General features: G+C 66.9%; 24 protein-coding genes and 1 tRNA gene. 15 read left to right on the plus strand and 10 right to left on the minus strand.

Annotated features, from left to right (window positions below; genetic code table 11):
• Positions 1-40: 40 nt before the first annotated feature.
• Entirely contained in the window at positions 41-1021 is a 981-nt protein-coding gene (locus SFB74_RS15505) for a Rid family hydrolase (protein WP_432731672.1), read from the minus strand.
• A gap of 56 nt (positions 1022-1077) precedes the next feature.
• The gene (locus SFB74_RS15510; protein WP_432731673.1) at positions 1078-1866 is read right to left on the minus strand and encodes a class I SAM-dependent methyltransferase; all 789 of its coding nucleotides are present in this window, start codon (positions 1864-1866) and stop codon (positions 1078-1080) included.
• 128 nt (positions 1867-1994) lie between these two features.
• On the opposite strand from SFB74_RS15510, the gene SFB74_RS15515 reads away from it, so the two are divergent.
• The 9 genes from SFB74_RS15515 to rng are packed head-to-tail and all read left to right on the plus strand — an operon-like array spanning position 1995 to position 9611.
• On the plus strand, positions 1995-2720 hold the full coding sequence (locus SFB74_RS15515) for a YebC/PmpR family DNA-binding transcriptional regulator (protein WP_125950781.1): 726 nt from the start codon (positions 1995-1997) through the stop codon (positions 2718-2720).
• Between the two features lie 55 nt (positions 2721-2775).
• The gene (gene purD, locus SFB74_RS15520) at positions 2776-4074 is read left to right on the plus strand and encodes a phosphoribosylamine--glycine ligase (RefSeq protein ID WP_432731674.1); all 1299 of its coding nucleotides are present in this window, start codon (positions 2776-2778) and stop codon (positions 4072-4074) included.
• A complete protein-coding gene (gene hemF / locus SFB74_RS15525) occupies positions 4074-4991 on the plus strand; it encodes an oxygen-dependent coproporphyrinogen oxidase (RefSeq protein WP_432731675.1) in 918 nt (305 codons plus the stop codon). The genes purD and hemF overlap by 1 nt, the downstream gene beginning before the upstream one ends.
• Positions 4988-5623, plus strand: a complete 636-nt coding sequence (gene nadD / locus SFB74_RS15530) for a nicotinate (nicotinamide) nucleotide adenylyltransferase (RefSeq protein WP_432731676.1) — start codon at positions 4988-4990, stop codon at positions 5621-5623. The genes hemF and nadD overlap by 4 nt, the downstream gene beginning before the upstream one ends.
• Positions 5623-6300: a ribosome silencing factor gene (rsfS, locus tag SFB74_RS15535; RefSeq protein WP_432731677.1), complete on the plus strand. Its 678-nt coding sequence runs from the start codon at positions 5623-5625 to the stop codon at positions 6298-6300. The genes nadD and rsfS overlap by 1 nt, the downstream gene beginning before the upstream one ends.
• A complete protein-coding gene (gene rlmH, locus SFB74_RS15540; protein WP_070060813.1) occupies positions 6297-6764 on the plus strand; it encodes a 23S rRNA (pseudouridine(1915)-N(3))-methyltransferase RlmH in 468 nt (155 codons plus the stop codon). The genes rsfS and rlmH overlap by 4 nt, the downstream gene beginning before the upstream one ends.
• Entirely contained in the window at positions 6761-7444 is a 684-nt protein-coding gene (locus SFB74_RS15545) for a phytanoyl-CoA dioxygenase family protein (RefSeq protein WP_432731678.1), read from the plus strand. Before rlmH ends, SFB74_RS15545 begins: the two co-directional genes overlap by 4 nt.
• 30 nt (positions 7445-7474) lie before the next feature.
• Entirely contained in the window at positions 7475-8077 is a 603-nt protein-coding gene (locus SFB74_RS15550; protein ID WP_432731679.1) for a Maf family protein, read from the plus strand.
• 7 nt (positions 8078-8084) lie between these two features.
• Positions 8085-9611, plus strand: coding sequence for a ribonuclease G (gene rng, locus SFB74_RS15555; RefSeq protein ID WP_432731680.1), 1527 nt, complete (start codon positions 8085-8087; stop codon positions 9609-9611).
• A gap of 15 nt (positions 9612-9626) precedes the next feature.
• Here the strand turns inward: rng and msbA are convergent, their stop codons facing one another.
• Positions 9627-11411, minus strand: coding sequence for a lipid A export permease/ATP-binding protein MsbA (gene msbA, locus SFB74_RS15560; protein WP_432731682.1), 1785 nt, complete (start codon positions 11409-11411; stop codon positions 9627-9629).
• 254 nt (positions 11412-11665) lie between these two features.
• Between msbA and tolB the strand changes: the two genes are divergently transcribed.
• The 5 genes from tolB to SFB74_RS15585 all read left to right on the plus strand — a co-directional run bounded on the left by tolB (position 11666) and on the right by SFB74_RS15585 (position 15185).
• A complete protein-coding gene (tolB, locus tag SFB74_RS15565) occupies positions 11666-12892 on the plus strand; it encodes a Tol-Pal system beta propeller repeat protein TolB (RefSeq protein ID WP_432731683.1) in 1227 nt (408 codons plus the stop codon).
• A 28-nt stretch (positions 12893-12920) separates the two neighbouring features.
• A complete protein-coding gene (gene pal, locus SFB74_RS15570; RefSeq protein WP_432731684.1) occupies positions 12921-13436 on the plus strand; it encodes a peptidoglycan-associated lipoprotein Pal in 516 nt (171 codons plus the stop codon).
• Positions 13436-14185: a tol-pal system protein YbgF gene (gene ybgF / locus SFB74_RS15575; RefSeq protein WP_093195363.1), complete on the plus strand. Its 750-nt coding sequence runs from the start codon at positions 13436-13438 to the stop codon at positions 14183-14185. The genes pal and ybgF overlap by 1 nt, the downstream gene beginning before the upstream one ends.
• Positions 14186-14231: 46 nt before the next feature.
• Positions 14232-15059, plus strand: a complete 828-nt coding sequence (locus SFB74_RS15580) for a tRNA threonylcarbamoyladenosine dehydratase (protein ID WP_432731940.1) — start codon at positions 14232-14234, stop codon at positions 15057-15059.
• Positions 15060-15109: 50 nt separating this feature from the next.
• A tRNA-Lys gene (locus SFB74_RS15585) sits at positions 15110-15185 on the plus strand.
• Positions 15186-15290: 105 nt separating this feature from the next.
• Here SFB74_RS15585 and SFB74_RS15590 read toward each other — a convergent pair.
• From SFB74_RS15590 to SFB74_RS15620, 7 genes are all read right to left on the minus strand, one after another.
• Positions 15291-15965: a hypothetical protein gene (locus tag SFB74_RS15590; protein ID WP_432731685.1), complete on the minus strand. Its 675-nt coding sequence runs from the start codon at positions 15963-15965 to the stop codon at positions 15291-15293.
• A 133-nt stretch (positions 15966-16098) separates the two neighbouring features.
• Positions 16099-17226, minus strand: coding sequence for an ABC transporter ATP-binding protein (locus tag SFB74_RS15595; protein ID WP_432731686.1), 1128 nt, complete (start codon positions 17224-17226; stop codon positions 16099-16101).
• A 27-nt stretch (positions 17227-17253) separates the two neighbouring features.
• The gene (locus SFB74_RS15600; protein ID WP_432731688.1) at positions 17254-18105 is read right to left on the minus strand and encodes a carbohydrate ABC transporter permease; all 852 of its coding nucleotides are present in this window, start codon (positions 18103-18105) and stop codon (positions 17254-17256) included.
• Positions 18098-18973 (minus strand): carbohydrate ABC transporter permease, encoded by an 876-nt coding sequence (locus tag SFB74_RS15605; protein ID WP_432731689.1) that lies wholly within the window; start codon positions 18971-18973, stop codon positions 18098-18100. Before SFB74_RS15605 ends, SFB74_RS15600 begins: the two co-directional genes overlap by 8 nt.
• Positions 18974-18985: 12 nt before the next feature.
• Positions 18986-20242, minus strand: a complete 1257-nt coding sequence (locus SFB74_RS15610; RefSeq protein ID WP_432731690.1) for an ABC transporter substrate-binding protein — start codon at positions 20240-20242, stop codon at positions 18986-18988.
• Positions 20243-20409: 167 nt separating this feature from the next.
• Positions 20410-21777, minus strand: a complete 1368-nt coding sequence (locus SFB74_RS15615; protein ID WP_432731691.1) for a carbohydrate porin — start codon at positions 21775-21777, stop codon at positions 20410-20412.
• 512 nt (positions 21778-22289) lie between these two features.
• On the minus strand, positions 22290-23267 hold the full coding sequence (locus SFB74_RS15620) for a LacI family DNA-binding transcriptional regulator (RefSeq protein ID WP_432731692.1): 978 nt from the start codon (positions 23265-23267) through the stop codon (positions 22290-22292).
• A 252-nt stretch (positions 23268-23519) separates the two neighbouring features.
• Here SFB74_RS15620 and SFB74_RS15625 point away from each other — a divergent pair, with 252 nt between their 5' ends.
• Positions 23520-26141 (plus strand): GH92 family glycosyl hydrolase, encoded by a 2622-nt coding sequence (locus tag SFB74_RS15625; protein WP_432731693.1) that lies wholly within the window; start codon positions 23520-23522, stop codon positions 26139-26141.
• Positions 26142-26213: the final 72 nt, after the last annotated feature.

The raw sequence follows: 26213 nt of genomic DNA on the forward strand, positions 1-26213 counted from the left end.
TCAATCGCAAGGGAGGACGGGACGGCCGGGCGAGCGCCGGTCAGGCCCGCAACTGCCCCGCGGCGACGGCATGGGCCTCGATTTCGACCAGCAGGTCGCTGCGGCAGATGTCAGCCTCGAGGTACACGGCGTGGCGGGCCATCGGCGCGTCGGCGCCGAGCGCGCTCTCGATGATGGCGCGCACGGTGTCGGTGTCCGACGGGTGCCGCACGTAGACCACGCAGTCGAGCCCCGCCAGCGAGAACTTCGCGCTCCAGCGTTCGTTGGCGGCGGCAATCACCGCCTCCAGGTTGCGCAGGGTCTCGCGGGTCTGTTCCTGCACGTCGCCGTGGTGCACGGTCTCGTGGCCGACGATGCTCGCGGTGCCGGAGATGAAGAGGGCGGTGTTGCCGTCGCCGATGTCCGCCAGCGCGGCGCGGGAGAAGGTCGGCGAGCGCGGCCCGTAGGTTTCGGGATAGCGGTAGGCCGAGACCTGCCGCGGGTTCTCGACCGGCACCGGGGCCTGCTGCCCGGCCAGGAAGCGGATCGACAGCGCGCCCTGGTGGATGCCCAGCGCGCACGCTGCCGGCGCGCCTTCGAAGGCGGCGCGTCCGGCTTCGAGGAAGGCTTCCTGACGGCCCAGGTTGAACTGGCGGTAGCGCTCCAGGCCGCCGCCGTCGGCGTTGATCTGCGGCAGGTAGTTCCAGATGCGCTGCAGGTGCGGCGTGCCGGCCTGGTCGAGCGTCTTGAAGAGGTCGCGGTAGGCGCGGTGCGCCAGTTCGGCCAGCCCCTGCTTTTCGGCGGATTCGTCGAGATCGATGGCGCCGAGCAGCCAGTGTCCGTCGGTGCGCCAGCGCGCGATGCCGGTGGTGCCCGACTTGATGCGGGCACCATCCACGTGCCACACGTCGGCCATCGCGCCGCTGGAAGAGAGCACGCGCGCGTTGACGGTCGGCATCCAGGCCACGCCGTGCGGCGTGCCGTAGCCGAGCGCCGCGAAGGGCGCCTTGCCGTCGGCGGCCAGCGCCAGGCTGGCCGGCATCGAAAGGCGCTCGACGCGCAGATGGGAAGTAGAGGTTTCGTCCTGAGCTCGCACTGTCAGCTGGCCTCGACGGTGTGTTCTGGTTTGATGGCGGTGTAGGAGGAGAAAACGCCGAGGCTCGCATGCCGGCGGACGTCGCGGAAGCCCGCGTCGGCCAGCGCCTGCATCACCCTTTCGGGAGGAATGCAGGCCTCGATCGTGTCCCAGTAGTAGCGCCACAGTTCGGAGGTGTTGCGCTGGCGGCCGACCACGCGGGCGATCAGCGGCACCACGGCGCGCATGTAGCCCTTGAGCAGCGCGGTAGCGGCGCGGCCCTCGGGCTTGGTGATTTCTAGTACTGCCACGCGCCCGCCGGGGCGCAGCACGCGGTGGAATTCGCTGAAGGCGGCCGCCACGTCGCTGATGTGGCGCATGGCGTAGCCCATGCTCACGAAGTCGCTGCTGGCGTCGGGCCGGGGCAGGGCCTCGGCCACGCCGCGCACCAGCTGGACGCCGGGCAGCCTGACCTGGCTCATCATGCCCGGGCTCGGGTCGACGCCCACGAGCTGGCCCATCGAGCCGATGAGCTTCAGCGCCTCGCGTGCGACCAGCCCGGTGCCGATGCCCACGTCCAGCACCCGCATGCCCGCGCTGAGCCCGGCCTGCTGCAGTGCGGCACGGCGATACGAAGGGCCGGTGCCCAGGGCAAGCACGCTCTCGATGCGGTTGTAGTCCGCGGCCGTGCTGTCGAAGATGCGCAGCAGGAACGCCTGATGCTCCGCCTCGGTGCTGTAGTACAGCGGCAAAGGTGCGTGCGGCGGCAGGGTGTCGGGATTCCCGGGCCCGACGGAAGGCGATGGCGTCATCGAACAATTATCACCAAAAGCATTGGACCGAATTCCGGGCCCCCGCCACCGGCGTTGTGCGCGCCGGACAGTAAACTCGGGGCCTGCTCGGATTGACACAGAAACACAGGACTGCGAGATAGAAAGCCATGGCCGGACATAGCAAGTGGGCGAATATTCAGCACCGGAAGGGCCGCCAGGACGAAAAGCGGGGCAAGCTCTGGACCCGCGCCATCAGAGAAATCACGGTGGCCGCCCGCGCAGGCGGCGCCGACCTGGGTGCCAACCCCCGGCTGCGGCTGGCGGTTGAGAAGGCCAAGGCGGTCAACCTGCCCATCGACACCATCAAGCGCAACATCGACAAGGCCACGGGCAACCTCGAAGGCGTCAATTACGAAGAAATTCGTTACGAAGGGTACGGCATCGGCGGCGCGGCGATCATCGTCGACACCATGACCGACAACCGCGTGCGCACCGTGGCCGAAGTGCGCCACGCCTTTTCCAAGCACGGCGGCAACATGGGCACCGAAGGCTCGGTGGCCTTCCAGTTCAAGCACTGCGGCCAGATCATCTTTGCGCCGGGCACGAGTGAAGACAAGGTGATGGAAGTGGCCCTCGAGGCTGGCGCGGAAGACGTCGTCACCGACGACGACGGCGCCATCGAGGTGATCACCGCCGTGACCGACTTCGAGGCCGTGAAGAACGCGCTCGAGGCCGCCGGCCTGAAGCCCGACGCGGCCGAAGTCACCATGCGTGCCGAAAACACCGTGGACGTGACCGGCGAGGACGCCGCAAGAATGCAGAAGCTGCTCGACGTGCTCGAGGACCTGGACGACGTGCAAGACGTGTATCACAACGCTTCGCTGTCCGAGTGAGCAGCCGCGCCGAATGAATGTTTGTTGAATCACAGCGAGAAATGAAGGCCCGCGAATGAAGGTACTGGTAATTGGGGGAGGGGGCCGCGAACACGCTCTGGCATGGCGCCTGGCGCAGGCCGCACGGGTGAGCCGCGTGTACGTGGCGCCGGGCAACGGCGGCACGGCGAGCGACGAGCGCTACGACTGCATCGACATCACCGAGCCCGCCGCGCTGCGCGAGTGGGCCATCAAGGAAAAGATTGCGCTGACCGTGGTCGGCCCCGAGGCGCCGCTGGCGGCCGGCGTGGTCGACGAGTTCCGCGCGCACGGCCTGCGCATCTTCGGCCCCACGCAGGCGGCCGCGCAGCTCGAGAGCTCGAAGGCCTTCTCCAAGGCCTTCATGAAGCGTCACAAGATCCCGACGGCCGAGTACGAGGCGTTCACCGACGCCGCGGCCGCGCACGCCTACATCGACGCCAAGGGCGCTCCGATCGTCGTCAAGGCAGACGGCCTTGCGGCGGGCAAGGGCGTGGTGGTGGCCATGACCGCGCAGGAAGCGCACGAGGCTGTCGACTTCATGCTGGTCGACAACAAGTTCGGCGTGTCGCACAACGAGGGCGGCGCGCGCGTCGTCATCGAGGAGTTCCTGCAGGGCGAGGAAGCCAGCTTCATCGTGCTGTGCGACGGCAAGAACGTGACCGCGCTGGCCACCAGCCAGGATCACAAGCGCCTGCTCGACAACGACGAAGGCCCCAACACCGGCGGCATGGGCGCGTATTCGCCCGCGCCCGTGGTCACGGCCGAGGTGCACGCGCGCGCCATGCGCGAGATCATCCTGCCGACCATCCGCGGCATGGAAAAGGACGGCATCCCGTACACCGGCTTCCTGTACGCCGGGCTCATGATCGACGCGGCCGGCCATCCGAAGACGCTCGAGTTCAACTGCCGCATGGGCGACCCAGAGACGCAGCCGATCATGATGCGTCTCAAGTCCGACCTGTTCGAGGTGTTCTGGCACGCCACCGACGGCACGCTCGACCAGGTCGAGCTGCAGTGGGACCGCCGCGTGGCGATGGGCGTGGTCATGGCCGCGCACGGCTATCCGCTTTCGCCGCGCAAGGGCGACCGCATCACCGGCATTCCGGCCGAAGCGCCCGACGCGGTGGTGTTCCACGCCGGCACCACGCTCGACAACGGCGAGCTCAAGACCAGCGGCGGCCGCGTGCTGTGCGTGACGGTGCTGGCCGACAGCGTGAAGCAGGCGCAGCAGCGGGCCTACGAGGTCGCGGCGCGCGTCAGCTTCGATGGCGCGCAATACCGCAAGGACATCGGCTTCCGCGCGGTGCACGCGCGCAACCCTCACGGCTCCTGATGCAGCAGACCAATCCGGCGGCCGTCGGCGAATACCTGCGCGGGCTGCAGCATTCGATCATCGCGGCGGTCGAGAAGGCCGATGGCGGCACCTGCGTGCGCGATGCCTGGCAGAAGGCGCCCGGCGAGCCGCTGCAGGGCAATGGCCTGACCTGCATCCTCGAAGGCGGTGAACTCTTCGAGCGCGCGGGCTGCGGCTTCTCGCAGGTGCGCGGTCCGAAGCTGCCGCCCTCGGCCACGCAGAACCGCCCCGAGCTCGCGGGCGCGCCGTTCGAGGCGATGGGCGTGTCACTGGTGTTCCACCCGCGCAATCCGTACGTACCCATCGTGCACATGAACGTGCGCATGCTGGCCGCGCTTCCCGAAGGCGGCGAGCCGGTCTGCTGGTTCGGCGGCGGCATGGACCTCACGCCGTGCTATGGCTTCGAGGAGGACGCGGTGCACTTCCACACCGTGTGCCGCGATTCGCTCGCCGCTTTCGGCGACGACAAGTACCCGCGCTTCAAGACATGGTGCGACGAGTATTTCTTCCTGAAGCACCGCAACGAGCAGCGCGGCATCGGCGGCATCTTCTTCGACGATTTCTCCGAAGGCGGCTTCGAGAACGGCTTCGCGATGATCCGTTCCGTGGGCGACGGCTTCCTGCCGGCCTACCTGCCGATCGTCGAGCGCCGCCGCGCCACGCCTTACACCGAGCGCGAACGCAACTTCCAGCTCTACCGGCGCGGCCGGTACGTGGAGTTCAACCTCGTGTGGGACCGCGGCACGCACTTCGGCCTGCAGTCGGGCGGACGCACGGAGTCGATCCTGCTGTCGATGCCGCCACTGGCAGGCTGGGCCTACCAGCAGCAGCCCGAGCCCGGCAGCCCCGAAGCCGCGCTGTACAGCGACTTCATCGTCCGACGCGACTGGCTGTGAACCCTTCTTCCGGCAAGGCACCGCGCCGCATCGGCGTTTTCGGCGGCGCGTTCGATCCGCCGCACAACGCCCATGTGGCACTTGCCCAGGCCGCGATGGCGCAACTCGACCTGGACGAGTTGCACGTGATTCCCACCGGCCAGGCCTGGCACAAGAGCAGGGCGCTCACGCCGAAGGAAGACCGGCTCGCCATGGCCCGGCTGGCCTTTGGCGACCTGAAGGGCACCGTCGTCGTCGACAGCCGCGAAGTGCTGCGCGACGGCCCGACCTACACGCTCGACACCCTGCACGAACTGCAGCGCGAGCAGCCCGGCGCGCAGCTGGTGCTGATCATGGGCGCTGACCAGGCCAGCGCGCTGCCGACCTGGCACGGCTGGCAGGATATACTCGGCATTGCTATTGTTTCTGTAGCGTATCGCGCACTATCGACGGGTGACACTGCCCGTTTTGATCCGAAAACGCTTCCCGGCCTCCCGGCTGGCGCGCATTTCGAGGCGCTCGAATTGCCTCCCATGGACATCAGTGCCACCGAGATCCGGCGGCGCGCAGTGCTCGGCGTGGACATTTCCTCGCTGGTTCCGCCCACGGTTGCACGCTATATTGACCAACACCACCTCTACCGCCCTGCCTGATGACCACTGAAGCCGCCGCAAAGAAAGACACCCAGAAACTCCAGCGAGCCATCATCGATGGCCTCGAAGACGTCAAGGCGCAGGACATCCAGGTATTCGACACGGAGCATCTCTCGCCGCTGTTCGAGCGCGTGATCGTCGCCTCCGGCACATCCAACCGCCAGACGAAGGCGCTGGCCGCCAGCGTGCGCGACGCGGTGCGCGAAGCCGGCTTCGCCAAGCCGCGCGTGGAGGGTGAGGACAACGGCGAGTGGATCATCGTGGACTGCGGCTCGGCCGTGGCGCACATCATGCAGCCCGCCATCCGCCAGTACTACCACCTCGAAGAGATCTGGGGCGACAAGCCCGTGCGCGCCAAGCTCGGCGGCACCAAGCCCGCGGTGGCCACTGCCTCGAAGGTCGGCGCCGAGGAGAAGAAGGCTGCCGCCAAGGCGCCGACGCTGCGCCGCTCGAGCGCCGCCAAGACCGCGATCCGCGCGGCCGAGCAGGAAGCCAAGGCTGCTAAGGCCCCCGCCAAGAAGACAGCAGCGAAGACGGCTGCGAAGAAGGCTCCCGCCAAGAAGGCCGCAACCACCACCGCGCGCGTGCCGGTCAAGGTCGTGGGCAAGCCCGCCGCCAAGAAGCCCGCGGCGAAGAAGACGACGGCCGCCAGGAAGGCGCCAGCCCGCCGCGCATGAAGCTGCTGGTGGTCGCCGTCGGGCAGCGCATGCCCGATTGGGCACAGACTGCCTGGGACGATTACGCCAAGCGCTTCCCGCCCGAGCTCAAGCTCGAGTTGCGCGCCGTCAAGACCGAGCCGCGCGGTTCCAAGACGCTGGAAACCCTCTACGCCGCCGAGCGCGAGCGCATCGAAGGCGCCATTGCGCGCGGCATGCGCATCGTCGTGCTCGACGAGCGCGGCACGGCGCTGACCACCAAGGCGCTCGCCGCCCGTCTGCAGACCTGGCAGGGCGAGGGCGATGACGTCGCCCTGGTCATCGGCGGGCCCGATGGGCTCGACCCGGCCTTCAAGGCCGCGGCCCACGAACGCATCCGGCTGTCCGACCTGACGCTGCCGCACGCGATGGCGCGCGTGCTGCTGGTCGAGCAGCTGTACCGGGCGTGGTCGGTCAACGCAGGCCATCCCTACCACCGCGAATGACAGGCACCGACGGGCAGGTGGCGTTGCTCGAGCAAAGGGGCCATGCGCTGGTGCCGGCGCTGCTGCCGCCTGGGCTGCTCGATGCGACCGCGCAGTCGCTCGACCATTGGCTGGGGCAGGCTGCAGGCAGCCGCAATCTCCTGGCCCACCAGCCGTGCGGCGACATGGCCATCCATCTGAAGGCGCGGCTGTCCGGCATGGGCCTGCTCGATGCGACGTCGGTGGCCGTGCAATGCACGCTCTTCGACAAGACCGCCGACAAGAACTGGCTGGTCGCGCTCCATCAGGACACATCGATCCCCGCCTCGGGTGCCGGCATGCCCTCCGTCATCAAGGAAGGCGAGCCGTATGTGCAGCCTCCGATCGACGTGCTGCAGTCGCTGCTCGCGGTGCGGGTGCATCTGGACGGCTGTGGTGCCGATGCGGGACCGCTGCGCGTCGTGCCGGGCAGCCACCGTGCCGGCCGACTGGACGGCGACGAGGCCCAGGCCTTGCGCGAAGCCCATGGCGAAACGGTCTGCACGGCAGTGCGCGGCGACGCCTTGCTGATGCGCCCCTTGCTGCTGCACGCCTCGTCGCGCGCGAAGTCGCCGGCGCGCCGGCGCGTTCTTCACTTTCTGTTCGGACCGCCGAGCCTGCCGCACGGACTGGTCTGGAACCACACGGTGGCTGGCGCATAGATGGCGCCATGCCCACAGGAGCTTCGAACCTTGCCGGATTTCATCTACCTCGCCTCGCAGAGCCCGCGCCGCGCCCAGTTGCTCGGCCAGCTCGGCGTTCGCCATGAACTGTTGCTGGCCGATGCCGACGAAGACGCCGAATCACTGGAAGCCGTGCTGCCCAACGAAGCGCCGGCCACCTACGTGCAGCGCGTCACGGGCCTGAAGCTCGACGCTGCCGTGGCCCGGATGCGCAAACGCGGCCTGGCGGATGCGCCCGTGCTCTGCGCCGACACCACGGTCGCGCTCGGCCGCACCATCCTCGGCAAGCCGGAAGACGAAAAAGACGCGGCGCGCATGCTGCGCGTGCTTTCGGGCACCACGCACCGCGTTCTGACCGCCGTGGCGCTGCATCACCGTGGACGCAGCCACGCCGCGCTCAGCGTGTCGCGGGTTCGCTTCGCCGACATCACCAAGTCGCAGATCGCCCGCTATGCCGAAAGCGGCGAGCCGCTGGGCAAGGCCGGCGCCTATGCCATCCAGGGTGCGGCGGCGGCGTTCGTCGAGCACATCAGCGGGTCCTATTCGGGCATCATGGGACTCCCCATGTTCGAGACGGCAGGGCTGCTTCGAACCGCCGGTTTCAAAACCTGAGAATTCCATGCAAGACATCCTGATCAACTGGTCTCCGCAGGAGACCCGCGTGGCGCTGATCGAGCACGGTGCGGTGCAGGAACTGCACGTCGAACGCACGCTGGAGCGCGGGCTGGTCGGCAACATCTACCTGGGCAAGGTGTCGCGCGTGCTGCCCGGCATGCAGTCGGCCTTCATCGACATCGGCCTGGAGCGCACGGCGTTCCTGCACGTGGCCGACATCGTCGCGCCGTTCACGCCGGGCTCGCGGCCCAGCGCGCCTGCACCCGAGCGCGACCACCGCAACGGCGGACCGATGGTGCCCATCGAGAAGCAGGTGTTCGAGGGGCAGTCGCTGCTGGTGCAGGTCATCAAGGACCCCATCGGCACCAAGGGCGCGCGGCTTTCGACGCAGATCAGCATCGCCGGTCGGCTGCTGGTGTTCCTGCCGCAGGACAACCACATCGGCGTGTCGCAGAAGATCCCGTCGGACCAGCGGGAGTCGCTGCGCAACCGGATGCTCGCGCTCATCGAGGCTGCCGCGGCTGCCGACAGTGGCGGCGTGGTGCCGGCCAATACGGGCGGCTTCATCCTGCGCACCAACGGCGAAGACTCCAGTGACGCCGAGCTCGCCGAAGACATCGCCTACCTGCGCAAGACCTGGTCGCGCATCCGCGAGGCCTCGATGCGCATGCCGCAGATGTCGCTGCTGCACCAGGACCTGAGCCTGCTTCAGCGCGTGCTGCGCGACATGACCGGCGAGGAGACCCAGACCATCCGCATCGACTCGCGCGAGCAGTTTGAGCTGCTGCTGAAGTTCGGCCTCGAATTCATGCCCAAGGCCGCAGGCAAGCTGCAGCACTACAAGGGCGAGCGGCCGATCTTCGACCTGTATTCGGTCGATGAGGAAATCGCGAAGGCGCTGGGCCGGCGCGTCGATCTCAAGTCGGGCGGCTATCTCGTGGTCGACCAGACCGAGGCGCTGACCACCGTGGACGTGAACACCGGCGGCTTCGTGGGTGCGCGCAACTTCGACGACACCATCTTCAAGACCAACCTGGAGGCGGCGCAAGCCATTGCTCGCCAGCTGCGGTTGCGCAACCTGGGCGGAATCATCATCGTCGACTTCATCGACATGGGCCGCGACGACCACCGCGAGCAGGTGCTGGCCGAATTCCGCAAGCAACTCGCGCGCGATCGCGTGAAGACCATGGCGGGCGGCTTCTCGCAACTCGGGCTGGTGGAAATGACGCGCAAGCGCACGCGCGAATCGCTGGCGCACATGCTGTGCGAGCCCTGCATCGCCTGTGGCGGGCAGGGCATCGTGAAGACCGCGCGCAGCGTGGCCTACGACGTGATGCGCGAGATTCTTCGCGAGGCGCGGCAGTTCACGCCGCGCGAGTTCCGCATCGTGTCGTCGCCTCAGGTGATCGAGCTGTTCCTCGACGAGGAAAGCCAGCATCTGGCGGGCCTGAGCGATTTCATCGGCAAGCCGATCTCGCTGCAAGCCGAACCGGCGATCGGGCAGGGGCAGTACGACATCGTGCTGCTCTGAGGCAGCACCGGTCGGTCAAAGCGTCGGATCCTGTCCCGGCGGGGCGCTGCGCACTGCCAGCGTCTGCAGCCGCGCGTAGAGACCGTCGAGCGCCATGAGCTGCTCGTGGCTGCCTTGTTCGGCGATGCGGCCTTGCTCCATCACGATGATGCGGTCGGCGTGCTGGATGGTCGAGAGGCGGTGCGCCACGATGAGCGTGGTGCGGTTCTGCATCAGGCGCTGAAGCGCATCCTGCACCAGCCGTTCCGATTCGGTGTCGAGGGCCGACGTGGCCTCGTCGAGCAGCAGCACGGGCGCGTTCTTGTAGAGCGCACGGGCAATGGCGAGGCGCTGGCGCTGGCCGCCCGAGAGCTGCGTGGCGTTGTGGCCCAGCACGGTGTCGATGCCCTGGGGCAGGTTCTCGACGTGCGAGCTCAGGTTGGCTGCCGCTATGCACTCCAGCACGCGCTCGCGGTCGATCTCGGAGCCCAGCGCCACATTGGCGGCCAGCGTCTCGTTGAGCATGACCACGTCCTGGCTCACCATCGCGAACTGGGCGCGCAGGCTCTGGAGCTGCCATTCGCTGGTGTCGTGCCCGTCGAGCAGCACCTGGCCGCCGCTGGGTTGCACGAAGCGGGGCAGCAGGTTGACCAGCGTGGTCTTGCCCGAACCCGAGGGGCCGACGAAGGCCACCACCTGGCCGGGCTCGATGGTCAGGCTCACGCCGTCGAGCGCGCGCTGCTCGTCGTCACCGCGGTAGCTGACCCGCACGTTGCGCAGCTCGATGCGGCCCTGGGCATGTTCGAGGCTGAAGCTGCCTTGCGATTCGGGCGCCACTTCGTCGATGAGGATCAGCCCGCGTTCCAGTGCGGCGAGGCCGCGCGTGATCGGGCCGGCCACCTCGGCGAGGCGGCGAATGGGGGCGATCAGCATCAGCATGGCCGTGATGTAGGCAACGAAGCCGCCCACGGTGAAGCCCTGCTTGCCGCTTTGCCAGAGCGCGATCATCACCACCACCGAGAGCGCCAGCGAAGCCATCATCTGCGTGAGCGGCGTGGTGGCCGCCTGCGCGATGGTCGACTTCACGGCCAGCCGGTTCAGGCGCTGGCTCAGCTGTTCGAAGCGGCGGCCCTGCGCGCCTTCAGCGCCGTGCAGCCGCACCACGCGGTGGGCGAGCACGTTTTCCTCGACCACGTAGGCCAGCTCGTCGGTGGCCTGCTGGCCTTGCTGGGTCAGGCGGTAGAGCCGCTTGGAGAACACCTTCATGATCCAGGAGATGCTGGGCACCAGGAAGGCGACGATCAGGGTGAGCTTCCAGTTCAGGTAGACCAGATAGCCCAGCAGCGCGACCAGCGTGAAGCCGTCGCGCGAAAGTCCGAGCAGCGCCTGCACCAGGAGCATCGCGCCGGTCTGCACTTCATAGACGACCGTGTTCGAAAGAGCGCTGGCCGACTGTCGGGCGAACAGTGCGAGTTCGGCGCCGAGCAGCCGTTCGAACAGCACGCGCCGCAGTTTCTGCATGCCTTCGTTGGCGATGCGCGAGAGTGCGTACTGGGAAATGAACTGGGCGATGCCGCGCACCGCGAAGAGCAGCAGCACGGCGGCGGGCACGAACCACAGCGGCATCTGGCCACGGGTGAAGCCACGGTCGAGCAGGGGCTTGAGCAGCGCGGCCATCAGCGGCTCGGTGATGGCTGCCAGCAGCGCTCCGCTCAGTCCGAGAGCCCACCACTGGCGGGAGCCGCCAAACCAGGTCATGAGTCGCGCCAGGCGGCGCATCAGGGGAGGGCGCGCGTTCTCGGCGCCGGGGGATGGTTGCATGGCCGCGGATTTTACGGGTGGGCCTGTGCAGGCTTGCTGCCGGGGCGTCTGTAGGACCATGCCGATGGATAAACGTTTTGTGACGGCAGCCTCTGGCCAGTGTGTAACATGTGGCCCGTTGAAGCCGGGGAGAACTTTTTCACCCCGAAACCTCTCCGAACCGCATGAACAAGCCGTTGCCAGCTCCAATTCCAACTCCTTCTTCATCGCTATTTGCACGCCGCACCGTCATTGCGGCCCTTGCTGCCACTCCCATGATTCCTGCTCTGGCCCAGTTCCGGGTCGAGGTTTCCGGCGTGGGGCTCACGCAGTTGCCGATCGCGCTCGTTCCATTCAAGGGGCAGGAATCCTCCCCGCAGAAGATCTCCGACATCGTGCAGGCCGACCTGGAGCGCAGCGGCCAGTTCCGCGGCGTCGATGCCTCGGGACAGGCGCTCGACGAGGCATCGCGCCCCGATCTTTCCCTGTGGCGCCAGCGCACCGCCGATTCGCTCGTGGCGGGCAGCGTCACTCGGCTGGCCGACGGCCGCTTCGACGTGCGCTTCCGCCTGTGGGACGTCGTGAAGGGCCAGGACCTGGGCGGCCAGAGCTACACCGTGCCCCAGGGCGACCTGCGCCTTGCATCGCACCGCATCGCCGACTACGTGTACGAGAAGCTGACCGGTGAAAAGGGCATCTTCTCGACCCGCATCGCCTACGTCACCAAGGCGGGCAGCCGCTACTCGCTGTGGGTGGCCGACGCCGACGGCGAGAACGCCCAGGCCGCGCTCGCCAGCCCCGAACCCATCATCTCGCCGTGCTGGTCGTCCAACGGACAGCAGCTCGCGTACGTGTCCTTCGAGTCGCGCAAGCCGGTCGTGTACGTGCACAACGTGGCCACCGGCCAGCGTCGCCTGCTCGCCAACTTCAAGGGCTCCAACAGCGCCCCGGCGTGGGCGCCCGACGGCAACTCGCTGGCCGTCACGCTCAGCCGCGATGGCGGCTCGCAGCTCTTCTCCATTCCGGCCAGCGGCGGCGAACCGCGCCGCCTGACCCAGAGCTCCAGCATCGACACCGAACCGGTGTACTCGGCCGACGGCGGCACGATCTACTTCGTGAGCGACCGCGGCGGCGCGCCCCAGATCTACAAGATGAGCGCCGGCGGCGGCAGCCCGACGCGGGTGACCTTCAGCGGCACCTACAACATCTCTCCGTCTGTCAGCGGCGATGGCCGGTGGTTGGCCTACATCTCGCGAGTGGGCGGCGCCTTCAAACTCCATGTGATGGAGTTGGCAACCGGCAACGTCAGCGCGATCACCGACACCTCCGCGGACGAAAGTCCGAGTTTTGCTCCGAATAGCAAGCTGATCGTCTATGCAACGCAGCTGCAGGGCCGCGAAGCCCTGATGACGACCACGCTCGATGGAAAAATAAAGGCACGACTGGCGGGGCAGGCGGGAGACATCAGGGAACCGGACTGGGGTCCGTTCCAGAAGCAATGACCAAGGTTTATTTGAGGAGTTTGAAAAAATGTTGAAACGTACGCTCTATTCGCTGGCCATCGTGGCTCTCATCGCCGGTTGCTCGTCGGGCACCAAGCTCAACGAAACGCCGGTGACCGACCGTTCCGGCACGGCTGGCGGCCAGCAGGGCGCCAGCACCGTGGCACCTGTCACCATCGATCCGACCGCGGGCACCGCGCAAGGTCCGGTGGGCGTCGAGCGCATCGTCTATTTCGACTACGACAGCTACACGGTCAAGCCCGAGTTCCAGTCGCTGATCGACGGCCATGCCAGGTTCCTCAAGGCCAACCCGCAACGCCGCATCTCGATCGAAGGCCACACCGACGAGCGCGGCGGCCGCGAGTACAACCTGGCCCTCGGCCAGAAGCGTTCCGAAGCCGTGCGTCGCGCGCTGACCCTGCTGGGCGTGAACGACAACCAGATCGAGGCCGTGAGCTTCGGCAAGGAAAAGCCTGCTGCCACGGGCTCCGGTGAAGAAGTCTGGGCGCAGAACCGCCGCGCCGAAATCCGCTACACCCGGTGATGCCACGCGTCATGCTGAGAGGCGCGGCGCTGGCCGCCGCCTTGCTTTGCGTCTCGGCGGCGTCGCAGGCCGCGCTCTTCGAGGATGACGAGGCTCGCCGCGCCATCCTCGACCTGCGCCAGCGCGTCGAGGCCATGCGCCAGCAGACCGACCAGCGGCTCACCGACGAGAACGGCCAGTTGCGCCGCAGCCTGCTCGACCTGCAGAACCAGATCGAGCAGATGCGCGGTGACCTGGCGCGCATGACCGGCCAGAACGAGCAGCTCACGCGCACGCTGAGCGAAATGCAGTCGCGCCAGACCACCATCGACGACAAGCTCAAGCAGAGCGAGCCCTCGAAGGTGTCGGTGGACGGCCGCGAGTTCAATGCCGATCCCAAGGAAAAGGCCGACTTCGAAGCCGCCCTCGGCGTGTTCCGCTCGGGCCAGTTCGCGCAGGCGCAGACCGCGTTCGCCGAATTCGTCAAGCGCTACCCGCAAAGCGGCTACAACGCCTCGGCGCTGTTCTGGCTGGGCAATGCGCAGTACGCCACGCGCAACTACAACGAGGCCATCGCGAACTTCCGCTCCATGCTCTCGCTCGCGCCCGACCATGCCAAGGCCCCCGAGGCCGTGCTGTCGATCGCGAACTGCCAGATCGAGCTGAAGGACACGCGCGCCGCGCGCCGTACGCTGGAAGACCTGACCAAGGCCTACCCGCAGTCCGAAGCCGCACAGGCCGGCCGCGAACGTCTCTCGCGGCTGCGCTGATGCGGGCGGAGCATTCCGCTTGAGCACCATCATCGCCAACGCGTCCATCACCACTCCTCCTCCAGCCGCCGCGGATGTCGTCACCGACACCGCGGCGCCTGACTTTGCGCGCCGCTTCGGCGGCCTCGAGCGCCTGTACGGCGTGGCCGGCGCCGCGCGCATCCGCAACGCGCATGTGCTGGTCGTCGGCATCGGCGGCGTGGGCTCTTGGGCCGTCGAGGCGCTGGCGCGCAGCGGAGTGGGGCGGCTGACCATGATCGACCTCGACCATGTGTCGGAGTCGAACATCAACCGCCAGATCCACGCGCTCGACGCGACCGTGGGGCAGGCCAAGGTCGAGGCCATGCGCGATCGCATCGCGCAGATCAACCCTGAGTGCAAGGTGCAGGCCATCGACGACTTCGTCGAGCCCGGCAACTGGCTTTCGCTGCTCGAGGCTGCGCAGGCCGCGAACGGACCGGCAACCGCCGTCGTCGACGCCTGCGACCAGGTGAAAGCCAAGGTGGCCATGGCGGCTTGGGCGCGCGCGTCGCGCGCTTCGTTCGTCACGGTGGGCGCGGCTGGCGGCAAGCGGCAGGCGCACAAGGTCGACATCGAGGACCTGTCGCTCGTCACGCACGATCCGCTGCTGGCCCAGCTGCGCCAGCGCCTGCGAAAGGAGCATGGCGCCCCGCGCGAGGGCCGCAAGATCGGTGTCTCCTGCGTCTTCAGCCGCGAGAGCGTGGCCCCGCCGGATGCCTCCTGTGCCATTGAAAGCGGCGACGGAACGCTCAACTGCCACGGCTACGGATCGGTGGTCAGCGTGACCGCGACTTTCGGTCAATGTGCGGCGGGTTGGGTTCTGGACAGAATCGCGTCCAACGTCGCGCTATAATCTTTGGCTTTGCCGGATATCACTTCCGGTAAAAAGCAAAAAATGGTTCCGGGACGTTAGCTCAGTTGGTAGAGCAGCGGACTTTTAATCCGTTGGTCACTGGTTCGAATCCAGTACGTCCTACCAGACCCTCTTCAAGATCCTCATTTGCTTCAGCCAATTGAGGATTTTTTATTGGCTGAAGGAAAAGGCGAGTTGCTTGACTTGCTATCCATCAGCCGCAACATGTGCTCACGGCCGCTGTTGAGGACACCCCAACCTGAACTGCCTGTCCCGCGTTCGATGCCGCTCCGCGCGCTGCCAATCCTGCGTGTACATGCCTTGCGGCTGCCTCCCCAGCGCATCGAGCCACTTGATGCGCTCCGCAAGCTCGCTGCACTCGGCATCCATTCCTCGATCGACGTTCTGCGCCACCTGCCGTTCGTATTCCTGCTGTTGCGCGGCGACGACCGCGTTGTTCCGTCGCGATGCCTCTCGCTCCTGCAGGCTCATTCCATCGGCGATGTTCACGTCGCGCCGCAGCCTGACCGTGGTGGCGCGCGAACCTTCGGGGCATGGCCCGTCGGAGTACGCGGCCTTGCCGGAAGGCATGAGGCACTTTGTCACCTCGAAGGTGTCCGGCGCGGTGGCGTTTGGCTGGGAAGCCGGGGGAGAGGGCGGCACCGAAGGTGCAGGGCGGATGCTTGCCGACGGTGGCGCAGTGGGTGACGGCATCGTCGCAGGGCGACCGGTGCGCTGGGTCAGAAGCCACTCTGCAGCCAGATAGAACACGAACACCACGAGCACGGCCACCACCAGCCACAAGGCCAGCCGCCGCTCCGGCCTGGGCTGTCGCAAGCTCTGCTCCCAGGCTGCCATCGCCTCCCGGCGTTCGCGCATCGGGTCATGTTCGTCGTCGGTGCTCATGGACGCGTAGTATCTGCGGCGACCGCCATGGCCATGCTGGCTTCAGTAGCCGCAATAACCCTGACGAGAGAAAAAGCCCGCCATGGATTCATGACGGGCTTTTTCTTTCGTGCGATCCCTCCGGTTCTGGCGCCTACGCAATCAGCCTCTCAGTCTCCACATCGAAGAAAACCACCTTCGCCAGATCGACAGAAAACCGGGCCCGAGCACCAGCCGACAGCGCCACATCCGGCGGCAGCCGCGCCGTGAAGTCATGCCCGTCGATGTCCAGCAGCACCAGCGTGTCAGCCCCAGTCGGCTCGACCACCTGTACGCGCGCTTCCAGGTGGCACTGCGAGGGCCCAGGCGCCGAGTCCGGCGCGGCGAGGTTCACTGCCTCGGCACGCAGCCCGACGATGACATCCCGCCCGGTGCAGACCTCCTTCGGCACGACAGACATCACCTCCGCCGGCAGGTCGATCGCCGTCGCACCGACACCGCCATCCGCCGCAACGAGCCGCAGCTCCCCATGCCGCTCGTTCGCCATCCGCATCTTCAGCAGATTCATCCGCGGCGAGCCCATGAAGCTCGCCACGAAGGTATTCGCCGGCCGGTTGTAGACCTCGTGCGGCGTGCCCAGTTGCTGCAGCACGCCGCCCTTCATCACCGCAATGCGCGTGGCCAGCGTCATGGCCTCGATCTGGTCGTGCGTGACGTAGACGATGGTGGCGCTGAGCCGCTGGTGCAGCTTCTTGATCTCGGTGCGCATGTCCAGCCTGAGCTGCGCGTCGAGGTTCGACAGCGGCTCGTCGAACAGGTAGAGCTGCGGCTCGCGCGCCAGCGCACGCCCGATGGCCACGCGCTGGCGCTGGCCGCCCGAGAGCTGGCGCGGCTTGCGGTCCATCAGGTGGCCGATCTGCAGCAGCTCTCCTACCTTCTTCACGCGTTCGGCGCGCGTGGCCTTGTCGACCTTGCGCATCTCCAGCGGAAACTCGATGTTCTTCGCCACCGTCATGTTCGGGTAGAGCGCGTACGACTGGAACACCATCGAGATGTTGCGCTCGGCCGGTGCTGCGTGCGTGATGTCGCCGCCATTGAGCTGCAGCCGGCCTTCGGTGGGCTCTTCCAGCCCCGCGATGATGTTCATCAGCGTGCTCTTGCCGCAGCCCGAGGGGCCGACGAGCACGAGGAATTCACCGTCTTCGAGCGCGATGGAGATGTCGTGCAGGATGTGTACAGGGCCGAAGCTCTTGCGGATGCCAATCAAGTCCAGGGATGCCATTCACTACCTAACAAATAAGCTAACTGACTAGCCTTTGACCGAGCCGGCCATGAGGCCGCGCACGAAGTACTTGCCGGAAACCAGATACACGATGAGCGTCGGCAGCGCCGCGATGAAGGCGCCCGCGAAATGCACGTTGTATTCCTTCACACCTGTGGAGCTGTTGACGAGGTTGTTGAGCGCCACGGTGATCGGGAACGAGCTGTAGTCGCTGAACGAAGCCCCGAACAGGAACTCGTTCCAGATGTTGGTGAATTGCCAGATCACCGTCACCACGATGATCGGCGTGCTGTTGGGCAGCAGGATGCGCCACAGCACGCCGAAGAAGCCCGCGCCGTCCATGCGCGCCGAGCGCACCAGCTCCTGCGGAAACGCGGCGTAGTAGTTGCGGAAGAAGAGGGTGGTGAAGCCGATGCCGTACACCGTGTTGACGAACACCAGCCCCGTCACCGTGCCAGCGATGCCCAGCAGGCCCAGCGTCTTGGCCATCGGGATCAGCACGATCTGGAACGGGATGAACACCGAGAACAGCATCGCCGCGAACAGCAGGTGCGCGCCGCGCACCCTGAACTGCGTGAGGATGTAGCCGTTCACCGCGCCGATCAGCGTCGACAGCACCACGCCCGGCACCACCAGCAGGAACGAGTTGATGAAGTAGGGCTTGAGCCCCGTGGGCTGCACGCCGATCTGCGCGGTGCTCCAGGCGGCGCGCCAGGGCGCGAGGGTCCAGTCGACCGGCAGTGTCATCAGGTTGCCGTTGCGGATCTCCTCCAGCGGCTTCAGCGAGTTGACGACCATCACGTACACCGGCATCAGGAACACCAGCGCCATCACGGCCAGCAGCGCGTAGAGCGCAAGGCGCAGGCTTCGCTCAGCCATTGTTCTTCGCTCCCCGCATCTCGCGCAGCAGGTAGGGCACCACCACGACGCTGATCGCCAGCAGCATCAGCACCGAGCTCGCCGCGCCCACGGCCATCTCGTTGCGCGCGAAGGTGTACTGGTACATGAAGACCGAGGGCAGCCAGGTCGAGCGGCCCGGGCCGCCGTTGGTCAGCGCAATGACCAGGTCGTAGGACTTGATCGCCATGTGCGCCAGGATCACGAAGGCCGAGACGAACACCGGCCCCAGCTGCGGGATCACGATGCGCACGTAGATCTGCCAGGTGCGCGCGCCGTCGACGCGCGCGGCGCTGATCTGCTCGCTGTCCACGCCGCGCAGGCCGGCCAGGAACATCGCCATCACGAAGCCGGAGGTCTGCCACACGGCGGCGATGACCACGCAGTAGATGGCCATGTCGCCGTCCTTGATCCAGCCGAAGGAGAAGCTGCTCCAGCCAAGGCTCTGCAGCGTGTGCTCCAGGCCCACGCCAGGGTCGAGCAGCCATTTCCAGGCCGTGCCGGTGACGATCAGCGAGAGCGCCATCGGGTACAGGAAGACGGAGCGCAGCACGCCCTCGGCGCGGATCTTCTGGTCGATCAGGATCGCCAGCGCCAGCCCCAGCACCATCGCGATGACGATGTAGAGGCCGGCGAACACCGCGAGGTTGTGCAGCGACACCTCCCAGTTCTCCAGTCCGAGCAGCCGTTCGTAGTTCGCCGTGCCCGCCCACTCGGCGGTGGGCAGCATGGTCGACGCCGTGAACGACAGGTACACCGTGAACATGATGTACCCGTACACGCAGACCAGCACGAGCAGGGCGCTGGGGCTCAGCAGGAGCCGGGGGAGCAGGTTGTTGCGAGCTTTCAAGAGCGGAAAGGATCAGTTCTTTGCCGCCGATGCCAGCGCCGCAACAGCCTTCTTGTCGTCGAGCTGCCCGTTGAAGTGCCGCGTGATCACGTCGTAGAACGCGTTCTTGATCGAAGCCGGCACAGCGTGCCCGTGCGCCATCGAACCCACCAGCGTGTTGCCCTGGCTGGCCTCGGCCACGTCCTTGATGGCCTTCTTGCCGCAGGCGTCGAAGGCTGTGTCGGGCACGTCGGTGCGCGCGGGCGCGGAGCCCTTCACCACGTTGAAGGCCGACTGGAAGCCCGGCTCCATGATCGCGGCGGCCAGCTTCTGCTGCGCGGCTTCCTTGTCGGCGTCCTTCATCTTGAACATCACGAACTGGTCGGTGTTGAAGGTGACCACGCCCTGCGTGCCGGGAAAGCGGAAGCAGGCGAAGTCCTTGCCCGGCATTTGCTTGGCGTTGACGAACTCGCCCTTGGCCCAGTCGCCCATCACCTGGAAGCCGGCCTTGCCGCCGATCACCATGCCCGAGGCCACGTTCCAGTCGCGGCCCGAGAAGTCCTTGTCGACCAGCTTGCGCAGCTGGCTCATGCGCTGGAACACCTTCTCCGTGGTGGGCGAGGCGATGGTCTTGCCGTCGAGCTCGATGAAGACCTTGCGGTAGTAGTCGATGCCGCCGGTCGAGAGCGCCACGCTCTCGAACAGCGTCGCGTCCTGCCACGGCTGGCCGCCGTGCGCGATGGCGATGAAGCCAGCCTTCTGCACCTTCTCCGCGGCGGCGATGAACTCGTCCCAGGTCTTCGGCTCGGCCGTCACGCCGGCCTTGGCCAGCACTGCCTGGTTGGCCCACACCCAGTTGGTCGAATGGATGTTGACGGGTGCGGCGATCCACTTGCCGTTGAACTTCGAGAACTTCTGCAGCGCGGGCGGCACCACCTTGTCCCAGCCGCCTTTCTGGGCGAGCGCGTTGAGGTCGGCCACCACGCCCTGCTTGCCCCAGTCGAGGATGTCGAAGCCCAGCATCTGCGAGGCGGTGGGCGGGTTGCCCGAGGTCACGCGCGCCCGAAGCGCCGTCATGGCGGCTTCGCCGCTGCCGCCGGCCACGGGCATGTCGTTCCACTTGACGCCTTGCTTCTCGAGATTGCCCTTGAGCACGTTGAGCGCGCCGGCTTCGCCGCCGGAAGTCCACCAGTGCAGGACTTCGACGCTTTGCTGTTGTTGGGCCACGGCGGCGCCGCTTCCCATGGCGAGGCAGAGGGCGGCTACGGTGAATCGGGTCGAGGTTTTCATGTGCTTGTCTCTTCTGGCCGTTGCGGCCGATATGTTCGATGCCGGAGCCGGCGGCAGTTTAGGCAGCCCCTTCGGGGCCGCGCGCTGTGATTTCCCGGACGAAACACAGCGTTGCGAGCGCAACAAGAACGCCGCCAGGAGTGCGTGAGGGATCGCCATTTGCCCCGTCACTCCCACCAGGCTTCCATCTGGATGCCGAAGACGGTGGCGCTGCGTCGGCCGTTGGCGCCGAAGGTGCCTGCGTTGGCGTCGGCCGCGGCCTTGTTCCAGCTCGCGCGCGTGGCGTAGATGCGGAATTCGGGCCGCGTCCAGAAGTCGGTGTTGGGCGAGAAGGCCACGGCGATCGTGCCCTTGTTGAGCGTCTGCTTCGGCTGGCCGTCGGTGCTGCGGCGCGTCGTGCCCAGTTCGGCCAGCAGCTTGGTGTACTTGGCGATGCCGTACGACACGCGCCCGCCCAGCGTGAAGTCGCGCGTCTCGGGGCCGTCGTCGGGGCGCGTGGTCTGGTAGCCGATCAGCGTCTGACCGCCGAAGCGGCCGATCTGGAAGTCCATCGAATCGAGGATGCGCCGCTGCTTCGCGCCGGCCTGCGGTGTGATCACCGTGCGCTCCACCAGCGGCGCGAAGAAGAAGCTGTCCGACTGTCCGATGCCCGCCGGCAGCAGGAAGCCGGTGGTCGTCGTGCTGTTGTCCAGGTTGTAGAACTTGCCGCTGAGCGACGAATGCCCGTTGGAGGCCTGCGCGATGAAGATGTTGTTCAGCCCCGGCGTCAGGAAGTTCTTCTGCACGTGCATCAGCCCCAGCGCGCCGCCGTCCTTGCCCTTGGCGAAATTGCCCGAGATCAGTCCGCCCGTGATGGTGAGCTTGCCGTCGGGGTTGGTCGGGATGTCGCGCCACTGCACGTTGATGCGCTTGGCGTTGTTGGGGTTGCCGCTCTTGTTGTCGACCGAGTCGGTGGTGTGCACCGCCACGTTCAGCCGCCCGAGGCCGCCCAGCGGAATGTCGTCGATGCCGGCGCCGTAGTTGTCGCCGTCTTCCACCACCCACTTGTCGACGATGTGCACGTCCTGCACGCGGTGGTAGCGCTGGCCGGCCCACAGCGTGGCGCTGTTGCCGAAGATGCCGCTCAGCGAGAAGTACGCCTGTGCCGTGCCGCTCTTGCCGTTGTAGATCGTGGGCATGTAGAACACGCCCCACTTGATGCCGTCGCCGAGGTCGAAGCGCTTGCCGATGCCGAACTCGAGGTAGTTGTCGCCCTCGTTGCCCAGGCGGTACTTCTGCAGGTCGCCGCCGAGCGAATAGCCGCCCTTGGGCTTGCCGTTGCCGGCGCTGTAGAAGCCACCGCGGCCGTAGCCCCAGAACTCCAGGCCGGTCGCGTCGTTGACCTTCTTGACGAAGTCCTTGGTCGGGTCGGACTTCACCTCGGCCTCGGGTGGTGCATCCGTCGGCATGTCCGCCGACTGGGCATGCGCCAGTCCGTGCAGGCCTGCGAGCAGCACGACGGCCGCGGCGGTGATTCGGTTCAGCTTGGGTTTCACGGGGAGTCTCCTTGGTCAGGGTGGTTGTTGTGAAGGCGTGAAGGCGTGAAAGAGGAGGAAGAAAAAGCCGTCCGCCCGCTCCAGGCAAAAGCGGTCCCGCACCGGTCGAAGCCGGTGATGTCGCGTTCGCACGCGTTCGGACGGAAGGGGGGAGAAAGGGGCGCGGGGCGCGCTATCGCTTCATCGGGCGACAGGCAGGGCGTGCGCAGAGCACGCGGTGTTCGTGATGAAAGAAGGGACGCACAGCGACATGGCGAGAAAGCCCGCGTTCAGGCATTCGCCGGTCGTGCATGCAGGTCGCTGCCATGTGCTGTGTCTCCTCTTGTTGTGCTGCGTGAACCGTGTCTCTCGTTGTCGGAAGGCCGGCCTCCCGAGGGGGCCCGACGTGTGACGGCACGCAGTGTAGGAGCGGGGTTTCGCGCGGCGATCTTGTGATTTCCCGGACGAAACACAGCGTTGGCAGCGCAAAAAACGCCGGGGTGAAGGGCCTCGGCGCAGCGGGGGAGAGAGCCTCAGCCGCTCGTGCTGGCCCGCACGATCAGCTCGACGGGCAGGGTGTTGAGCCGGGGCATCGAGGTGCCCTGCAGAACGAGTTCGACACCGAAGCGGCCGAGCTCCTGCCGGTCCACGCGCAAGGTCGTGATCGGCGGATCGGCCTGTGCAGCGGCAAGGGTGTCGTCGAAGCCGACGATGGCGATGTCGCCCGGCACCGAGAGGCCCGCCTGCCTGCAGGTCCGAAGCGCGGCGAGGGCCGCCGCGTCGTTGTACGCGAACACCGCGTCGGGAGGACGGCGCAGCCGCAGCAGCTGCTGCATCGCGGCCGACGCGCCCAGGTCGTGCAGCTGCCCGGTGGGCGCCACCACCTCCAGCTCGGGGTCGGCGAGGATGCCGGCCTCGAACAGCGCGCGGCGGTAGCCCTGCGCGCGCTCCAGGATGCTCACGTGCGCCAGCGAGCCCGCGATGTACGCGACGCGCTTGCGGCCGATGTCCAGCAGGTGGCGCGTGGCCATGTAGCCGCCCACCGCGTTGTCGGGGTTCACGGAAGGAAGGTCGCCCTGCGAGAAGTCGATGAGCGCGATCGGCAGGTCGAGGCCCGACACCATGTCGAGCACTTCGCTCTCGAAGTAGCCGGCCGCGAGGATCATGTCGGGCTCGTGCATGCGAAGCTGCTCGCGGATGGGGTCTGTGGGCCCGCAGGTCAGCAGCGTGGGCACGATGCCGAACCTGCGGCACGCCTCCTCGACGCCATGCAGCACGTCGGAGAAGAAGGGGTTGGTCGAGAAGTGGCTGTGCTGCCTGTGCACCATGAAGGCCAGCTGCTTGGCCTTGGCGCCGCGCAGGCGCGCGGCGTTGTAGCCGATGTCGCGGGCCACCTGGCGGATCATGCGGCGCGTCTCGTCGGAGAGGCCGCGCTGGTTCTTCAATGCGCGCGATACGGTGCTGATGGAGACGCCGGAGGCCTCGGCCACATCGCGGATGGTTACGGGCATGTAGCTCCTTGGGGATGAACTGTCTCGGTGAGGAAGGGCGCCATTTTGAGGTTGTCGCCGCGGCGTTGTCGAGGCACTGCTGCACGCGCGAGGCTCCAGCCCGAAAGGGGAAGCGCGCTGATTTGTTTCCCTGCCAACGCCGTGTTTCGTTCGGGAAATCACAAGACCGCCGCGGCGCAGGCCGTACCTACACTGCGGCCGTCCGGCGCTCCGACCGTGAGCGATGTATAGACAACCAGGGAGACAGACAACATGGAAAAGAAGCTCTCATGCGGCGCGAGCCTGGCCGCGAGTTTGATCGGTGCGTCGCTGCTTTGGGGCTGCGGCGGTGGTGGCTCGGGCGGCTTCTCGATGCCGCTGCCCACGGCGACAGGCGGGGCGGCCACGACCCCTGCGGCCGCGAGCGGTTCCGACCCCGGCACCGTCGCCTCGGGCACGAACCCGGCTCCCGATGCTGGCACCTCGACGCAGCCCGTGCCGGTGCAGGAAAAACGCGTCGACATCCCGCTCACGCAGTACGTCAACCTGTTCGTCGGAACGAAGATCTCCGACACCGGCAGCGGCCACTCCGGCAATGTCAATCCCGGTGCGCAGACACCCTTCGGCATGGTGAGCTTCGGGCCCGACACGCGCGGCAGCGGCTCGCCCTGGGGCTACGGCTCGGGCGGCTACTACGACACCGACAACGCCATCCGCTACTTCAGCATGACCCACCTCAACGGTCCGGGCTGCAGGGGGCAGGGCGCGGTGGCGATCCTGCCGAACAGCGTCAAGGGCGGCATTCCTTCCGGCGGTGTTTCCTATGCCAAGGCGAACCAGTCCGCGAAGCCCGGCTACTACAAGGTGAAGTTCGACAACGGCATCACCAGCGAACTCACAGCGACCACGCGGACGGGCATGGCCCGGATCGGCTACGCGGACAAGGACAAGGCCTTTCTCGTCATCGACTCGGCGCGTAACAACCCCAACCAGAACGGCGTGCCCTATAGCGGCCTGACCGACATTGCGCTGGCTGCCGACCTCAAGTCGGTGTCGGGAACCTCGGTCGCCAACGAGTTCTGCGGCGGCACGTGGAAGCAGCCCGTGTACTACTACGCGACCTTCGACAAGCCGCTGAAGGCCGGCTCGGCCATCTCGGGCAAGGCAGCGCAGCTGCAGTTCGACCTGAAGGACAACGATCTCTCGGTGCAGCTCAGGGTCGGCATCTCCTCGGTGAGCGTCGCGAACGCGAAGGCGAACCTCGAGGCCGAGAACCTCGATGCCTCCTTCGACACCGTCAAGGTCACGGCCGACAGCAACTGGAACAGCCGGCTCAACGTCGTGCAGCTCGATCTCGCGAAGCCGGGAGAAGTCGACAAGCTCGACGCGGGCAAGAAGGACGACGCGACCACCCAGCTCACGAAGTTCTACACCGCGCTCTACCGCGTCTACAGCGGCCCGACTGTCTACAGCGACGTCAACGGCGACTACCGCAGCATGAAGCAGGCGGACCTCTCGCAATCGAACAACGTGCTGCCGACCCGGGCGACCGAGAACGTCGCGAGCTACAAGTTCAAGCTCGACGGCAAGGACGCCGGCTACAAGACGCACTACAGCGGCTTCTCGATGTGGGACACCTACCGCAGCCAGGCCCAGCTGCTGGCCATGATCGCGCCCGACGAGGCCAGCGACATGATGCAGTCGCTGGTGGCCGACGCGCAGCAGTGCGGCGCTTTCCCGCACTGGGTGGACGGCAGCGAGGACACCACGCCGATGAACGGCGACCACGCGCCCACCGTCGTCGCCGGCTCCTACATCTTCGGCGCGCGCAAGTTCGACCTCGACACCGCGCGCAAGTACATGCTGCAGGCCGTCACCAACCCCAAGGGCCAATGCAACGACAAGTTCTCCATCGGCAAGCCCGGCGACAGCCTGGCCGACTACATGAGCCTCGGCTGGATTCCCTCCGACAGGGGCTACGACAACCCCTCGTCGACCACGCTGGAGGCCATCACCACCGACCGCTCCGTCGGCGCCTTCCTCGATGCGCTGCCCGCCACCAGGGCCACGGACAAGAGCGTGATCGACACGGTATTCAAGCGCGCGGGCAACTGGCAGAACATCTTCGACGACAGCAGCAAGACGCTGAAGTCGAAGACCGCCGCGGGCGACTGGACCGATGGCGTCTTCCATGAATCGACCGAGGCCAACTACCTGTGGACCTTCGCGTACGACTGGACCCTTCTTGCGCAGAAGCTCGGAGGCCGGAAGGGCACGCTCGAGCGGCTCGCCAGCCTGTTCTCGCTCGACGCGGTCGACCCGCTCAACGGCACCGAGCCCAGCGGCCAGGACCTGAACGGCGGCGAGAGCTCCGACGGCTACTACATCGGCAACGAGCCCGCGTTCCAGACACCGTGGGCCTACAACTGGATCGGCTCGGCCAAGTACGCGCAGTACATCATCCCGGTCATCCTGCGAAAGAACTTCAGCCTCGGCTCGGGCGGCTTGCCGGGCAACGACGACATGGGCGCGACCTCGGGCTGGTTCGTGTGGGCATCGATGGGCCTGTACCCCGTGATCCCGTCGGCGCCGGGGCTGGCCGTGTCCACGCCGCAGTTCTCGGGCATGACCCTCTGGCTGGGCAACGGAAAGAAGCTGCGCATCGAGGCCGACCGGCAGGCGCTGGTCGATAACGTGCGCTACATCGGCGAGATGAAGCTCAACGGCACGACCTACGCGGGCTCATGGCTGCCGCTCGACAGAATCAAGGACGGCGGAACGCTTTCCTTCAAGCTGTCGACGACGCCCACCGACTGGGCTTCCGATCCGTCGCTCACGCCGCCCTCGGGCCCCGCCGCGGACTACAGCAAGACAACCGCCGCGGGTGCGATGTGAGCGGCCCGGCAAGGTGCGCGGGCAGGGCTGCCCAGGCTGCCGCATGGCTCGTCGCGGCTGCCTTGTGGGGCT

The organism is Variovorax xiamenensis (assembly GCF_050916385.1).
GTDB lineage: Bacteria > Pseudomonadota > Gammaproteobacteria > Burkholderiales > Burkholderiaceae_C > Variovorax.

Coding starts and splice junctions, on each gene's coding strand:
- SFB74_RS15610 (WP_432731690.1), bottom strand. CDS start 20,242: ATGAAAACCTCGACCCGATTCACCGTAGCCGCCCTCTGCCTCGCCATG.
- rlmH (WP_070060813.1), top strand. CDS start 6,297: ATGAAGCTGCTGGTGGTCGCCGTCGGGCAGCGCATGCCCGATTGGGCA.
- rng (WP_432731680.1), top strand. CDS start 8,085: ATGCAAGACATCCTGATCAACTGGTCTCCGCAGGAGACCCGCGTGGCG.
- tolB (WP_432731683.1), top strand. CDS start 11,666: ATGATTCCTGCTCTGGCCCAGTTCCGGGTCGAGGTTTCCGGCGTGGGG.
- SFB74_RS15545 (WP_432731678.1), top strand. CDS start 6,761: ATGACAGGCACCGACGGGCAGGTGGCGTTGCTCGAGCAAAGGGGCCAT.
- hemF (WP_432731675.1), top strand. CDS start 4,074: ATGCAGCAGACCAATCCGGCGGCCGTCGGCGAATACCTGCGCGGGCTG.
- SFB74_RS15625 (WP_432731693.1), top strand. CDS start 23,520: ATGGAAAAGAAGCTCTCATGCGGCGCGAGCCTGGCCGCGAGTTTGATC.
- ybgF (WP_093195363.1), top strand. CDS start 13,436: ATGCCACGCGTCATGCTGAGAGGCGCGGCGCTGGCCGCCGCCTTGCTT.
- msbA (WP_432731682.1), bottom strand. CDS start 11,411: ATGCAACCATCCCCCGGCGCCGAGAACGCGCGCCCTCCCCTGATGCGC.
- SFB74_RS15620 (WP_432731692.1), bottom strand. CDS start 23,267: ATGCCCGTAACCATCCGCGATGTGGCCGAGGCCTCCGGCGTCTCCATC.
- purD (WP_432731674.1), top strand. CDS start 2,776: ATGAAGGTACTGGTAATTGGGGGAGGGGGCCGCGAACACGCTCTGGCA.
- SFB74_RS15505 (WP_432731672.1), bottom strand. CDS start 1,021: ATGCCGGCCAGCCTGGCGCTGGCCGCCGACGGCAAGGCGCCCTTCGCG.
- SFB74_RS15515 (WP_125950781.1), top strand. CDS start 1,995: ATGGCCGGACATAGCAAGTGGGCGAATATTCAGCACCGGAAGGGCCGC.
- SFB74_RS15600 (WP_432731688.1), bottom strand. CDS start 18,105: ATGGCTGAGCGAAGCCTGCGCCTTGCGCTCTACGCGCTGCTGGCCGTG.
- rsfS (WP_432731677.1), top strand. CDS start 5,623: ATGACCACTGAAGCCGCCGCAAAGAAAGACACCCAGAAACTCCAGCGA.
- SFB74_RS15595 (WP_432731686.1), bottom strand. CDS start 17,226: ATGGCATCCCTGGACTTGATTGGCATCCGCAAGAGCTTCGGCCCTGTA.
- SFB74_RS15510 (WP_432731673.1), bottom strand. CDS start 1,866: ATGACGCCATCGCCTTCCGTCGGGCCCGGGAATCCCGACACCCTGCCG.
- SFB74_RS15590 (WP_432731685.1), bottom strand. CDS start 15,965: ATGAGCACCGACGACGAACATGACCCGATGCGCGAACGCCGGGAGGCG.
- pal (WP_432731684.1), top strand. CDS start 12,921: ATGTTGAAACGTACGCTCTATTCGCTGGCCATCGTGGCTCTCATCGCC.